Source organism: Achromobacter sp. EG18, from assembly GCF_059759395.1.
In genome coordinates this window covers 5,125,825-5,138,285 of sequence record NZ_CM186213.1, presented here as the reverse complement: position 1 = coordinate 5,138,285, position 12,461 = coordinate 5,125,825, and the positions used below count along the sequence as shown (strand labels likewise).

The window sequence follows — 12,461 nt, the reverse complement described above, 5'->3', positions numbered from 1 at the left end:
CGTGTCCCCATTGTGTGCCTCAGTGCTTCAGCGTGACTAGGGTCAACGCGCTATAAGCAATCTCGGCACGGTTGTATGTTGCTTTCGCCACACATCAACCAAGAGCACGATCGGGCCCTTTCCGTTTAGGCTGCACCCTTCGGACACAAGTTCCGTCAGGGATTGCAACCAACGTGAATAAGTTCACTCGTACGCCTTCAGCATATTGCTGTAGAACGGGCGCAGGATGCAGCCACGCATGAAATGGTCAGCAATGATTTGAAGGGATGAGATATCCCGGTGGATTCTTATGATCCGGACAACAGGTCCGGTGCGTTCGCTATGCGATGGCAGCGAACGGTCTGAACGGCGCAAAGCGACTACGTTCAGCAAGTATCGGTCCGGTGTGTGAAAGCGCCGGTACGCGACACTGGAATCCGTGGTGACGAGGGCGCGTGGCGGGTTATGGATCGGGCCATGAGCGCGTAGCGCCAAGTCATGGCCTAGCTTAAGCCTAATTGACGGTTTTGTGGCAATTCATTTGGGGCGCCACGGTAAAAAAATACCAATCGACAACCCTTGGAGCGGCGTCGGGAAATCGCTCTCAAACTTGCTGCGATCACCCCGCAAGCCGCGCGGGCAAACGCTATCGACCCGATCGCGCTGCGCTATCGCGGCATCGATTGGCAGCCGAGGGATGAGAGTGCTAATACCCCTGGCGCCGTCGAGGATAGAATCACGCCACCGCAGCAGCAGCCGCGCGCCGCTTTTTCAAACACCGTCCGCACATCATGTTGCCACGCCCGCGCCCTGTCCCGGATCGGCCGCGCATCGCCCACGCTTCGATGCGCTGTTGGCGTCTGGCGGTTCTGTGCGGACTGCTGCTGCTGGCAGCCTGCGAACGCAACGCCCCTCCCTTGCCCAACGATGCCTACGTCTGGCAGCGGCGCTGGACGCCCGCGCTGAACCACGCACTGGCTGACAGCGCCGACATGCTGCGCGCGTGGCGCGTGCTGGCGGCCGAACTGCGCGCCGACGGCGCCTGGTTCGAGGCAACGCCCGATCTGGCCGCGCTGGCGGCAACCGGGCGTCCCGTCGTGCTGGTACTGCGGCTCGACGGTCGCGCCGGCGCCCTGAGCGAGGCCGACATCGACGCGCGCGCGGCCGCCATGCTCACGGCCTGGCGCGGCGCCGGCATCGCGCTGGCCGGCCTGGAGATCGACTACGACTGCCCCACGGCGCGATTGCCGGCCTACACCGCGCTGCTGGCAAGGCTCAAGGCTCGCCTGCCACAGAACGTGCGGCTGTCCATCACCGCCCTGCCCACCTGGCTGGAAAGCGCCGCGCTGACCGAGCTGCTGGCGGTGCCGGACGAAACCGTGCTACAGGTCCATGCCGTATTGAATCCGGCGCAAGGGTCGCTGTTCGACGCCAGGCGCGCGCGCGCCTGGCTCGCTGCCTACGCCGACCGCACCGCAAAGCCCTGGCGGGTGGCGCTGCCGGCCTACGGCAGCCGCGTCGCGTGGGACGAACAAGGCCAGATCGTCGCCGTCGAAAGCGAACGGCCTGCGTTGATACCGGGCGGCCGTTCGGCGGAACTGCTGGTCGCGCCCGACACCATCGCGGCCTTTGTCGCCACGCTCGACCGCGATCGGCCGGCCGGGCTGGCGGGCATCGCCTGGTTCCGCCTGCCGACCCAGGCGGACACGCGCGCCTGGAGCCTGCCGACCTGGCGCGCGGTGCTGGCGCGCCACCCCCTGACGCCGGCGCTCGCGGTCGCGGCCGCTGCGCCAGGGCCGGGCGGGGCGCGCGACGTGTTGCTGTCCAACCGTGGCAACACCGATGCGCCGCTGCCCTTCATCGTCAGGCTGGACGCCCGCTGCCGCGCCGCCGACGGCATCAACGGCTATACCCTTGAATATGATCGGCAGGGCGGGTATCTTCGGCGCGCGCGGGATGGCCTGCTGCGCGCCGGCGCCGAACGCGCCATAGGATGGATCCGCTGTGACGCCGCAACCCCGAGCTTCCATGTACAACCGTAAATCGCTGATCGCCGCCTTGCTGCTGGCCGGCGCGGGCATCGTCATTGCCTGCGGTCCCGACTTCCCGCCCCAACTGCTGGACGACCGCGCCGGCACGCTGCAGGGCACGCCCGCCAATTCGTTCGCCTACGAGGCGATGCGCCTGGTCCCCGCCACGGACTCGCTGCGCGCCAATGAATCACCACTGCTGCCGGACGGCAGCTACCGCTCCGACGCCATCCCGGAAGCCTACGACCCCGCGCTCACGCCGGCACAGCTCGACCAGCTGCGGTTGATGCGCACCCGTCCGGACGGCGAGCAGGCGTACGCCGCGGGCGCCGGCCTGCCTGAAGCGGTCCGCCTCTATGCCGCGGCCGCGGTCGACTACCACACAGCGCCGCAGGCCCCGCACGAGCAGCGCTGGGAACGGGCGCGCCAGCGCCTGCGGGCAATCCTGGCGCTGCCCGCCGAGCAGGCGGCGACGCGCAGCGTCTGGGCCGCCTACATGCTGGCCGAAACCGGGGACCCGGGCTCGGCGGCGCAGGACTATGCGCGCGTGCGCGAGATGGCGCTGCAAGGCGCCCCCGATCCGCTCGGCCTGGCCGTTGCCAGCTACGGCCAGCAGGCGCGGCTGTCGCTGACCGGCAGCCTGGGACAATGCGCGTATGAAGACGTGGTCAATGCAACGCCCTGCCTGGACGCCATCGCCCCGGCCGGCCTGCATCAGGCGGTGCGCCTGTACGCCGCCCAGGCCGCCCGCGACTCGATCAGCGGGCGCGAATCGCTGCGCCTGATCGCCGACTGGGCGCTGGCGTCGGCGGCGCGAGCCGGCCGCCTGATCGACGACCCGGTGGGCCAACGCCTGCTGGTGGCGTATGGCCTGGCCCGTATCGGCGATATCGTCGACGGCAAGCCGGACAGCGCCCGCGACCCGTTCGCCAACTTCGAACAGACCGGCCGCCTGAGCCTGGCCGATGCCGCCGGCGGCGCGCCCAACGTCGCGCCCAACCCGGCGCTGCAATCGCTCGTGGCCGCGTTGCAGACCCAGGACCCGCAACGCATCGCCGATGCCGATCGGGTCGCGGCGCTGGCCTATCGCGTGGGCCGCTACGATCTCGCCCAGACCCTGGCCGAGCGGCTCGACACGGCATTGGCCTGGTGGGTGCGCGCCAAACTGGCCATCCGCCGCGGTGACAACGAACTCGCCGCCCAGGCCTATGCCCGCGCGATCGCGGCATTCCCGCGGGCCGATGGCAGTCTCGAACCTGGATCGGCCTCCCTGCTCAAGGCCGAACAAGGCGTGCTGTCGCTGTCGCGCGGCCAGTACGTGGAAGCGCTGGACCAGCTGTACCGCGCCGCCGCGACCCGCGACGGCGCCAGCCCGGCCGATGACGGCTGGCCTCTGTCGCCCTACTGGAACGATGCCGCCTACGTGGCCGAACGCGTGCTCACGACCGAGGAGCTCAAGGCCTATGTCGACCGCCTGCCGCCGCCCGCGCCGGCGCCTGCGCGTCCGGCCGGCTTCAGCCGCTATACGCCCGAACAGTTCTATCAATGGAGCCGCCTGAATCCGCCGCCCGCGCATGACCGCCTGCGCCAGCTGCTAGCGCGGCGCCTGGTGCGCGAGGGCCGCGTGGCCGAGGCCCTGCCCTACTTTCCGGCCGATTCCGATCCGCGCTTTGCCAGCGGGGGCTACGACGACGGCGCATGGAAGATCCAGGAGTCCGACGTGCGCCAGCGCGCCGCCCGGTACGGCGACGCCCTGCGAGCGGCAGGCAGCGCCTGGGGCCGCACCGCCCGTGCCCAGGCCTGGTACCAGGCGGCGACGCTGGCGCGCCGCGACGGCATCCGCATCATGGGCTATGAACAGGGCCCGGACTACGCCGTCTATGACGGCAACTATTCAGCCGGCGCGGGTCGCGACGCCAACCCGTGGTGGCGCGAAGCCCGCGCCGACGCCGGCATGCCGCTGGATACCCCGCTGCAGCGCGCCGAGGCCGACCTGCCGGGCCCCTATGTGACACAGGAAGAACGCAAGCGCTATGCCGCCAGCGAGGCGCGCCCCAACGTGCGCTACCACTACCGCCAGATCGCCGCCGACTACGCGATGAAGGCGGCCGACGAACTGCCCAGCCGCTCGCAGGCCTTCGCCGCCGTGCTGTGCCGCGGCGCGCGGTACGTCATCGACGACACGCCGGAACGCGCCTCCGCCATCTATCTGCGCTACGTGGACCAGGGCGCCCGGGTGCCCTTCAGCGACACCTTCGGCCGCGAATGCCCTGAACCGGACTTCCAGTCGGCCGCGCGCTTTCACTACATCCAGGCATGGAAAGCCTGGGAGCGCGCGCGCCAGCAGCATCCGGGCCTGCTGCTGGCCGGCGGCCTGCTTGCGCTGGCGGCGCTCGGCGCCGCGCTGTGGGCCTGGCGCAGCGCCACCCCGGCGGCTCGCGGCGGCAAGCGCTAGGGCGTCTGAACGGCGGGCAATTCGACTCGCCGCAACAGTCCGCGCCAATGCTCCGGCACCCGGGCGCGCACGCGCAGGTCTGCCGCCACCCGCTGCGCCTCGATGAATTCGTAGCGCGGGGCGGCGTCCAGCCGCTCCAGCAGCGGCAGCCTGACCACGCCGGCGGCGTCGCCCAGCAACATCGGCGCCATATATATCAGCAGTTCGTCGACGCAGCCGGCCGCCACCAGCGCGCCGCTCAAACCGGCGCCGGCCTCGACGTGGACTTCGTTGAACTGCTGCGCGGCCAGCCAGCGCATCATCGCCGGCAGGTCCACGCGGTCGGGCTCGGCGGCGGGCATCGACACCACGCGGACGTTCCTGGCTTCCAGCCGCGCCTGCTTGGCGGCGTCGACCCGCGCCGTGAACACGATGACCTCGCCGCCGTCGAACAGGCGCGCGTCCTCGGGAATCTCGAAGCGCCCGTCGACCACCGCCCGGCGCGGCTGGCGCGGCGTCTGCACGCTGCGCACGGTCAGTTGCGGATCGTCCTTGAGCACGGTGCCGATGCCGGTCAGCACCACGCAACTGCGCGCGCGCCACAGATGCCCGTCGGCGCGCGCCTCGGGGCCGGTGATCCATTGCGACAGGCCGTTATGCAGGGCGCTGCGGCCATCCAGCGACGTCGCCATCTTGAGCCAGGTCCACGGCAGCCCGCGGCTCATGCGCGAAATGAAACCGGCGTTCAGGGCCAGCGCCTCTTCGCGGCAGATGCCGGTGGTGACGGCGATACCGGCCTGGCGCAGGCGCGCCAACCCCTTGCCATTGACCAGCGGGTTGGGATCGCCGATCGCCACCACCACCCGCGCCGGCGCGGCCGCCAGCAAGGCGTCCACGCAGGGCGGCGTGCGGCCGAAATGGCTGCACGGCTCCAGCGTGACGTAGACGGTGGCGCCCGCCACCGATTCGCCGCGCGCCTGCGCGTCACGCAGCGCGCACACTTCGGCATGCGGGCCGCCGGGAGGCTGGGTGGCGCCCTCGCCCAGCACGCGGCCATCGCGCACGATGACGCAGCCCACCCGGGGGTTGGGCGCCGTCGAGTACATGACGGTCTGCGCCAGGGCCAGGGCGCGCCGCATCCAGGACAGGTCGTCGGATTCGCTGGGGTTCTTCATCATGCACGGATTGTATGTCCGCGGCGGATCGCCGGCACGCCGCGCTAGCCGTCCCGCGCCGGCGCGCTATGATCGTTCAAGCGGCCCGGCAGCCATGTCCGTTTTGGGCCGATGCTGGTCTCGGGACGGCCTCGCCCCGCCGCCGGGGCAGGCCCACAATACGCCACGTATCTCTCGAAATCCCAAGGCACGGAGCCCGCCGCCATGAAACAAGCATTGATCGTCATCGACGTCCAGGATTCCTTCCGCCAGCGTCCGTTTTGGGACGAGTCGGAATATCCGGCATTCGTCTCGCAACTCCAGGGCCTGATCGACGCCGCCCGCGCCCGCGACATCCCGGTGCTGCAGGTGTTCCATATCAGCGCCGCCAACGACCCGGCCAATCCGTTCTCGCTGGCATCCGGCCACGTCAAGACGCTCAAGGAACTGCGCATCGAGCCCGACGCCGTGTTCCACAAGACCGTGCATTCGTCCCTCTACGCCAAGGACGCCGACGGCGCCACGCTGCGGGACTGGCTGCGCAAGCACGGCATCGAGGGCGTCATCGTCAGCGGCATCCGCACCGAACAGTGCTGCGAGACCACCACCCGCCATGCCAGCGACGACGGCTTCAAGGTGGTGTTCCCGACCGACGCCACGCTGACTTTCGCCATGCAGAGTCCGTCGGGCAAGCACTACACGCCGGCCGAGATCCGCGACGCCACCGAACTGGTGCTGCAGGGCCGCTTCGCCCGCATCGCCCGCGCCGCCGACGTCTTCGCCGACGCGCAATAACGACGCGCCGCCATGATTCCGGTGTACTTCGTGTTGCCGCGGGGAATCGTGCTGCTCGACGTGGCCGGGCCGGCCGAGGCGTTCCGGGTCGCCAACAAGCTGTGCCCGGACGCCTTCGCCCAGCATTTCTGCGGCCCGTCCACCGAAGTCGAAAGCGGCATTCCCGGCCTGCACCTGGCCCGGATCCAGCCGCTACCCGAGAAACTGCCGCCCGAGGCGCTGGTGATCGTGTCCGGCGTGGTCGGCAAGCACATCCGCCTGGATGAACCCGAGGCCCGTCTAATCATCGACTGGCTGGCGCAGCGCCATCCGGCCGACGGCTTCACGCTGATGACGGTCTGCGCCGGCGCCCTGTTCGCCGCGGCGGCAGGCCTGACGCGTCAACGCGAATGCACTACCCACCATAGCTGCCTGGCGCAACTGGCCGACCTGGATCCCAGCGCCCGGGTGCACGACAACCGCATCTTCGTGGAGGACGGCAACCTGGTCAGCAGCGCCGGCATCACCGCCGGCATCGACCTGGCGCTGCACATGGTGTCGCGCCATTGCGGCCCGCGCGTGGCCAGCGAAGTGGCGCGCGACATGGTGGTGTACCAGCGCCGCGCCGGCACCGACTCGGCGCTGTCGCCCTGGCTTGAACACCGCAACCACATGCATCCGGGCGTGCACCGCGTGCAGGACGCGGTGGTGCGCAACCCGGCGGCGCCGTGGTCGGCGCAATCGCTGGCCGAACACGCCCACACCAGCCCGCGCCACCTGACGCGGCTGTTCCGCGAGCACGCAGGCTGCACGCCCATGGACTACCTGTATCAGATACGCGTGGCGCTGGCGCGCGACATGCTGCGCGAAACGCGCTTGAATCTGGAGCTGGTGGCGGAGAAATCGGGCTTCGGCTCGGCCCAGCACCTGCGCCGCGTGTGGCGCAGGTTCCAACCGCAGACGCCCAGCATGGCGCGGACACCCGCGCTATAGCGCGCCTTGCGAGTCAATCCGCGCCCCTCAGGCGCCGCGCAGCGCCCTCATTCCTTGCGCAGCTTGGCGGGCAGCACCGGCCCCTGCATCTCGCGGATCGCCTCGACGAATTCGCCGATGTCCTCGAAGCTCTTGTACACCGACGCAAAGCGCACGTAGGCCACCTTGTCGAGCTTGCGCAGCTCGTTCATGACCAGTTCGCCGATATGCCCGGAAGCCACTTCGCGCAGCCCGCTGGCCAGGAGTTGTTCCTCGATGCGGGCGACGGCGGCGTCCACGTCCTCGGTACTGACCGGGCGCTTGCGCAGCGCCAGGCTCAGGCTGGCGCGCAGCTTGGCGGGATCGTAGTCGCTGCGGCTGCCGTTGCGCTTGACCACGGACGGCATCGCCAGCTCCACCCGCTCGTAGGTGGTGAAGCGCTTGTCACAGGACTGGCAGCGGCGCCGGCGACGGATGGCGTCGCCCTCTTCCGAGACACGGCTGTCGACGACCTGCGTTTCGGAGTTGCCGCAAAATGGACACCGCATGTGTGATCCCTGAAAACACGGAAAGCAATAATTCGCCCACATTGTAACGAGGCGACAGTCGATCCGTGGCGACCATGACAAATTCGTCCCTATTATTTTTGCCACGATGACCGCTGGCGCGCAAGCGCCATTGGCCCGAAAACAAAAGGACGGCCCCTTGCGGAGCCGTCCTCGTCATGTGCCGGCGGGAAAGATCCGCCGCCGCATCACTTCTTGCCGTACACCGGCAAGCGCGAGGTCAGCTCATTGACCTTGGCGCGCACGGCGGCGATGTTGGCTTCGTCACGCGGGTTGTCCAGCACGTCGGCGATCAGGTTGGCCGTCAGCTCGGCCTCGGCTTCGGTGAAGCCGCGGGTCGTCATGGCCGGCGTGCCCAGGCGGATGCCGCTGGTCACGAAGGGCTTTTCCGGATCGTTCGGGATGGCGTTCTTGTTGACGGTGATATGAGCCTGGCCCAGCACGGCTTCGGCTTCCTTGCCCGTGATGCCCTTGGCACGCAGGTCCACCAGCATGACGTGGCTTTCGGTGCGGCCCGAAACGATGCGCAGGCCGCGCTTGACCAGCGTGTCGGCCAGCACCTTGGCGTTCTTGACCACTTGTTGCGCGTAGGTCTTGAATTCGGGTTCCAGCGCTTCCTTGAAGGCCACGGCCTTGCCGGCGATGACGTGCATCAGCGGACCGCCCTGGATGCCGGGGAAGATGGCCGAGTTGATGATCTTCTCGTATTCGGCCTTCATCATGATGACGCCGCCGCGCGGGCCGCGCAGCGACTTGTGCGTGGTCGAGGTGACGAAGTCGGCGTGCGGCACCGGGTTGGGGTACGCGCCGCCGGCGACCAGGCCGGCGTAGTGGGCGATGTCGACCATGAACAGCGCGCCGTTGTCGTGGGCGATGCGGGCCATGCGCTCGAAGTCGATGTGCAGGGCGTAGGCCGAGGCGCCGGCGACGATCAGCTTGGGCTTGTGCTCCTTGGCCAGCTGCTCGACCTGGGCGTAGTTCAGGACTTCGTTTTCGTCCAGGCCGTACGAGATGAAGTTGTACAGCTTGCCCGAGGCGTTGACCGACGCGCCGTGCGTCAGGTGGCCGCCTTCGGCCAGGCTCATGCCCAGCACCGTGTCGCCCGGCTTCAGGACGGCCATGTACACGCCCTGGTTGGCCTGCGAACCCGAGTTGGGCTGCACGTTGGCGGCTTCGGCGCCGAAGATCTGCTTCAGGCGGTCGATGGCCAGCTGCTCGACCACGTCGACGTATTCGCAACCGCCGTAGTAGCGCTTGCCCGGGTAGCCTTCGGCGTACTTGTTCGTGAGCTGCGTGCCCTGGGCTTCCATGACGGCCGGGCTGGCGTAGTTCTCCGAAGCGATCAGCTCGATGTGCTGCTCTTGGCGAACGTCTTCCTTCTGGACGGCGGCCCAGACGTCCGGGTCAGCCTTGGAGAGGGTGAGGTTGCGGTCAAACATGACGGGGGGTTCCTGAGGCGGTAAGAGAGGAGAAAACTGCGCCCGGGTGGGTAAACCCGGATAATGACGAATAGTTTACCGCGTACCGCCGCTTTCCCTGTCGCCAAAATGCCCCGAATGGCGGCAAAATTCCCGCCAAGGGCGCGAAATTTCCGCGATCCATCCGTGGCAGGAAAACCCTCTCAATCCGACTTGAGAAACTTTCATGCAAACCCAGACTTTGCTCGCCTACACCCTGGTCGCCGCCGTCAGCGTCGTCACCCCCGGCCCCGCCAGCATCCTGGCCATGCGCAATGGCGCCGCCGGCGGCCTGCGCGCCGTGCTGCCGTCGTCGCTAGGCAATATCACCGGCCTGTTCCTGCTGTCCGGCGCCGCCATGCTGGGCCTGGGCGTAGTGCTGCAATCGTCCGCCCTGCTGTTCGCCATCCTCAAGATCGCCGGCGCCGCCTACCTGATCTACCTGGGCCTGCGCCACCTGCTGGGCCGCAGCAGCGTGGCCGCGCCGCCGCCAGACAGCCAGGGCCGCCCGCCGCGCGGCGCGCTGGCGCTGTACCTGGAGGCCACCCTCGTGGCCGGCCTGAATCCCAAGCCCATCCTGTTCTTCACCGCGCTGTTCCCGCAGTTCCTGAACGCGGCCGAGCCGCTGCTGCCGCAGTTCTTCATCCTGACCGGCATCTTCATGGGCCTGTCGCTGCCATCGCTGCTGGCCTACGGCCTGCTGGCGCGCCGCGCCCGCCGCCTGTTCCAGCAGCCACGCGCGCTGCGCTGGATCAACCGGGTAGTGGGCTCGGTGTTCGTCGCCTTCGGCGTGGCGCTGCTGCGCCTGAAACGCGCCGGCGCCTGAAGGCGCCGCGCATCCGGCGGATGGCCGGGAAATAAAAAAGGGCCGCATTGATGCGGCCCTTTTTACTGATCGCGAGGAATCAGGACGCCGAGGTCGCCCCGATCTGCTTGGGCGCCAGCTTCGGGTTGAGCGTATAGGTGCCGGTCAGCGACGCCTGCGCCAGCACGTGCTTCTGGATGGCGCGCAGCGCGTCCTCGCCGGTGAACGAACCCTGCAGGTTCAGCGTATGGACGTCCAGCGCGTAAAGTGTGAACACGTAGCGGTGCACCAGTGCGTCGTTCCAGGGCGGGCACGGGCCGTCATAGCCGAAATAGTCGCCGCTCATGTCGTGGTCGTTGGCGAACCAGGACGAGTACGAATTGATGCCCTGACGGGCATCCAGCGGCGCCAGCGGGCCGCCCTTGCCACGCGGCGTGATGCCGCTGGAAAAGGCGCCTTCGTCGATTTCGCGCATGTCGGCCGCCAGGTCGACCAGCACCCAATGGAAGAAATCGACCCGCGGCAGATCGGCCGGCACTTCACGGCCCTCCTGGTTGACGTCGTCGGGCTTGGAGGGAACGTCCGGGTCGTGGCAGATCAAGGCGAACGACTGCGTACCCGCCGGGACGTCGTCCCAGGAAAACTGCGGGTTGTAGTTGTCAGCCAGCGCGACGTGCGATTGCGCATCGATCTTGCCGAAGGCGTAGCGCTCCGGAATCGACTCGTTATCGGAAAAAGACAAACTCGAAAGTTTCATGTCGTGCTCCTTGAAGTGCTGCGAAGGCATCCCAGCCTTGAACGTCCCTCCAGCGTATCAAAATCTTCGCGATTATGGGTTCAACTTAACACGCGCGAACTTGCGCTTGCCCACCTGGACCACGTAAGTCCCCGCAGGCAGTTGCAACGATTTGTCTTCGACCCGGTCGCCATTGACGCGCACCCCGCCCTGCTCGACGTTGCGCTGCGCCTCGGAACCCGAAGCCACCAGGCCAGCCTCGCGCAACAGTTTGAGGATGCCGACCGGCGCGCCGCCGATGCTGACCTCGGGCATGTCCTCCGGAATCGCGCCGTCGCGGAAACGCGCCTCGAACGCGGCCAGGGCGTCCTCGGCCGCCTTGGCCGAGTGGAAACGGGTGATGATTTCCTGGGCCAGCATGACCTTGGCGTCGCGCGGATTGCGGCCGCCGTCGATCTCCTGGCGCAGCGCGGCGATGTCTTCCAGCGAGCGGAACGACAGCAGCTCGAAGTAGCGCCACATCAGCGTGTCGGAAATCGACATCAGCTTGCCGAACATCGAATCGGGCGACTCCGAAATGCCGATGTAGTTGCCCTTGGACTTGGACATCTTCTCGACGCCGTCGGTGCCGACCAGCAGCGGCATCGTCAGGATGCACTGCGGCTCCTGTCCATACTCCTTCTGCAGCTCGCGGCCGACCAGCAGGTTGAACTTCTGATCGGTGCCCCCCAGCTCCAGATCGGACTTCAGCGCCACCGAGTCGTAACCCTGCATCAGCGGGTACAGGAATTCATGCACCGAGATCGGGATGCCGCCCTTGAAGCGCTTGGTGAAATCCTCGCGTTCCATCATGCGCGCCACGGTGTAGCGCGACGCCAGCTGGATCATGCCGCGCGCGCCCAGCGGGTCGCACCACTCCGAGTTGTAACGGATCTCGGTGCGCGCCGGATCCAGCACCAGGCTGGCCTGCGCATAGTAGGTCTTGGCGTTGGCCTCGATCTGCTCGCGCGTGAGCGGCGGGCGGGTGCTGTTGCGGCCGCTGGGATCGCCGATGGTCGAGGTGAAGTCGCCGATCAGGAAGATGACCTCATGGCCCAGGTCCTGCAACTGGCGCATCTTGTTGAGCACCACCGTGTGGCCCAGGTGGATGTCCGGCGCGGTCGGGTCCAGCCCCAGCTTGATGCGCAGCGGCACGCCGGTGGCGCGGCTGCGGGCCAGCTTGCGGGCGAATTCGGCTTCGACCAGCAACTCATCGCATCCGCGCTTGGCAATACGCAGATCGGCTTCGACTTCGGGGGTGATGGGGGCTTCGGAGGGTGACATTTTTGGGGGGCCGCAACGGCTTCAGCCGATAAAAAGGTGTAAAAAGTGACGAAAACTATCGAAAATTCTAGCCGAATCAGCTAGGATACCGCCCTAATCATACGCAACTGTCATATATACGCAGTTGTGCTCCGGTTACCACCCGTTGTTCACAAGATGCGCCCCGCGCCAGCCCTTGCCCCGGAAAACGTGGCGCGCGGGGGCCGTTCGTGTCACGCACCCTGCGAGCTC

At 67.8% G+C, this 12,461-nt stretch carries 10 protein-coding genes; 5 read left to right on the top strand and 5 right to left on the bottom strand.

Annotated features, from left to right (window positions below; all coding sequences use genetic code 11):
• The first annotated feature begins 824 nt into the window (after positions 1 to 824).
• Together AC6CR5_RS23625 and AC6CR5_RS23620 are read left to right on the top strand one after the other, a co-directional pair.
• Positions 825 to 2,021, top strand: coding sequence for a DUF3142 domain-containing protein (locus tag AC6CR5_RS23625; protein ID WP_020925246.1), 1,197 nt, complete (start codon positions 825 to 827; stop codon positions 2,019 to 2,021).
• A complete protein-coding gene (locus AC6CR5_RS23620) occupies positions 2,008 to 4,464 on the top strand; it encodes a hypothetical protein (protein WP_054441081.1) in 2,457 nt (818 codons plus the stop codon). The genes AC6CR5_RS23625 and AC6CR5_RS23620 overlap by 14 nt, the downstream gene beginning before the upstream one ends.
• Here the strand turns inward: AC6CR5_RS23620 and ribD are convergent.
• Positions 4,461 to 5,582, bottom strand: coding sequence for a bifunctional diaminohydroxyphosphoribosylaminopyrimidine deaminase/5-amino-6-(5-phosphoribosylamino)uracil reductase RibD (ribD, locus tag AC6CR5_RS23615; RefSeq protein WP_085941813.1), 1,122 nt, complete (start codon positions 5,580 to 5,582; stop codon positions 4,461 to 4,463). The genes AC6CR5_RS23620 and ribD overlap by 4 nt on opposite strands.
• Positions 5,583 to 5,822: 240 nt before the next feature.
• Here ribD and AC6CR5_RS23610 point away from each other — a divergent pair, with 240 nt between their 5' ends.
• Entirely contained in the window at positions 5,823 to 6,392 is a 570-nt protein-coding gene (locus AC6CR5_RS23610; RefSeq protein ID WP_047993362.1) for a cysteine hydrolase family protein, read from the top strand.
• 12 nt (positions 6,393 to 6,404) lie between these two features.
• Entirely contained in the window at positions 6,405 to 7,364 is a 960-nt protein-coding gene (locus AC6CR5_RS23605) for a GlxA family transcriptional regulator (protein ID WP_020925249.1), read from the top strand.
• A gap of 47 nt (positions 7,365 to 7,411) precedes the next feature.
• Here AC6CR5_RS23605 and nrdR read toward each other — a convergent pair whose 3' ends face one another.
• Complete coding sequence (gene nrdR / locus AC6CR5_RS23600) at positions 7,412 to 7,891, bottom strand: transcriptional regulator NrdR (RefSeq protein ID WP_006388651.1); 480 nt, start codon at positions 7,889 to 7,891, stop codon at positions 7,412 to 7,414.
• A 206-nt stretch (positions 7,892 to 8,097) separates the two neighbouring features.
• The gene (glyA, locus tag AC6CR5_RS23595; RefSeq protein ID WP_006388650.1) at positions 8,098 to 9,348 is read right to left on the bottom strand and encodes a serine hydroxymethyltransferase; all 1,251 of its coding nucleotides are present in this window, start codon (positions 9,346 to 9,348) and stop codon (positions 8,098 to 8,100) included.
• A gap of 205 nt (positions 9,349 to 9,553) precedes the next feature.
• On the opposite strand from glyA, the gene AC6CR5_RS23590 reads away from it, so the two are divergent.
• Positions 9,554 to 10,192, top strand: coding sequence for a LysE family translocator (locus AC6CR5_RS23590; protein ID WP_448684640.1), 639 nt, complete (start codon positions 9,554 to 9,556; stop codon positions 10,190 to 10,192).
• Positions 10,193 to 10,271: 79 nt separating this feature from the next.
• Here the strand turns inward: AC6CR5_RS23590 and AC6CR5_RS23585 are convergent, their stop codons facing one another.
• Together AC6CR5_RS23585 and tyrS are read right to left on the bottom strand one after the other, a co-directional pair.
• Complete coding sequence (locus AC6CR5_RS23585; RefSeq protein ID WP_006388648.1) at positions 10,272 to 10,928, bottom strand: YbhB/YbcL family Raf kinase inhibitor-like protein; 657 nt, start codon at positions 10,926 to 10,928, stop codon at positions 10,272 to 10,274.
• A 72-nt stretch (positions 10,929 to 11,000) separates the two neighbouring features.
• Positions 11,001 to 12,230, bottom strand: a complete 1,230-nt coding sequence (gene tyrS / locus AC6CR5_RS23580) for a tyrosine--tRNA ligase (RefSeq protein ID WP_024067702.1) — start codon at positions 12,228 to 12,230, stop codon at positions 11,001 to 11,003.
• Positions 12,231 to 12,461 lie beyond the last annotated feature (231 nt).

Bases quoted from the DNA above. Each gene is read 5' to 3' on its own strand.
- AC6CR5_RS23625 (WP_020925246.1), top strand. From the start codon at position 825: ATGCGCTGTTGGCGTCTGGCGGTTCTGTGCGGACTGCTGCTGCTGGCA.
- AC6CR5_RS23620 (WP_054441081.1), top strand. From the start codon at position 2,008: ATGTACAACCGTAAATCGCTGATCGCCGCCTTGCTGCTGGCCGGCGCG.
- ribD (WP_085941813.1), bottom strand. From the start codon at position 5,582: ATGCGGCGCGCCCTGGCCCTGGCGCAGACCGTCATGTACTCGACGGCG.
- AC6CR5_RS23610 (WP_047993362.1), top strand. From the start codon at position 5,823: ATGAAACAAGCATTGATCGTCATCGACGTCCAGGATTCCTTCCGCCAG.
- AC6CR5_RS23605 (WP_020925249.1), top strand. From the start codon at position 6,405: ATGATTCCGGTGTACTTCGTGTTGCCGCGGGGAATCGTGCTGCTCGAC.
- nrdR (WP_006388651.1), bottom strand. From the start codon at position 7,891: ATGCGGTGTCCATTTTGCGGCAACTCCGAAACGCAGGTCGTCGACAGC.
- glyA (WP_006388650.1), bottom strand. From the start codon at position 9,348: ATGTTTGACCGCAACCTCACCCTCTCCAAGGCTGACCCGGACGTCTGG.
- AC6CR5_RS23590 (WP_448684640.1), top strand. From the start codon at position 9,554: ATGCAAACCCAGACTTTGCTCGCCTACACCCTGGTCGCCGCCGTCAGC.
- AC6CR5_RS23585 (WP_006388648.1), bottom strand. From the start codon at position 10,928: ATGAAACTTTCGAGTTTGTCTTTTTCCGATAACGAGTCGATTCCGGAG.
- tyrS (WP_024067702.1), bottom strand. From the start codon at position 12,230: ATGTCACCCTCCGAAGCCCCCATCACCCCCGAAGTCGAAGCCGATCTG.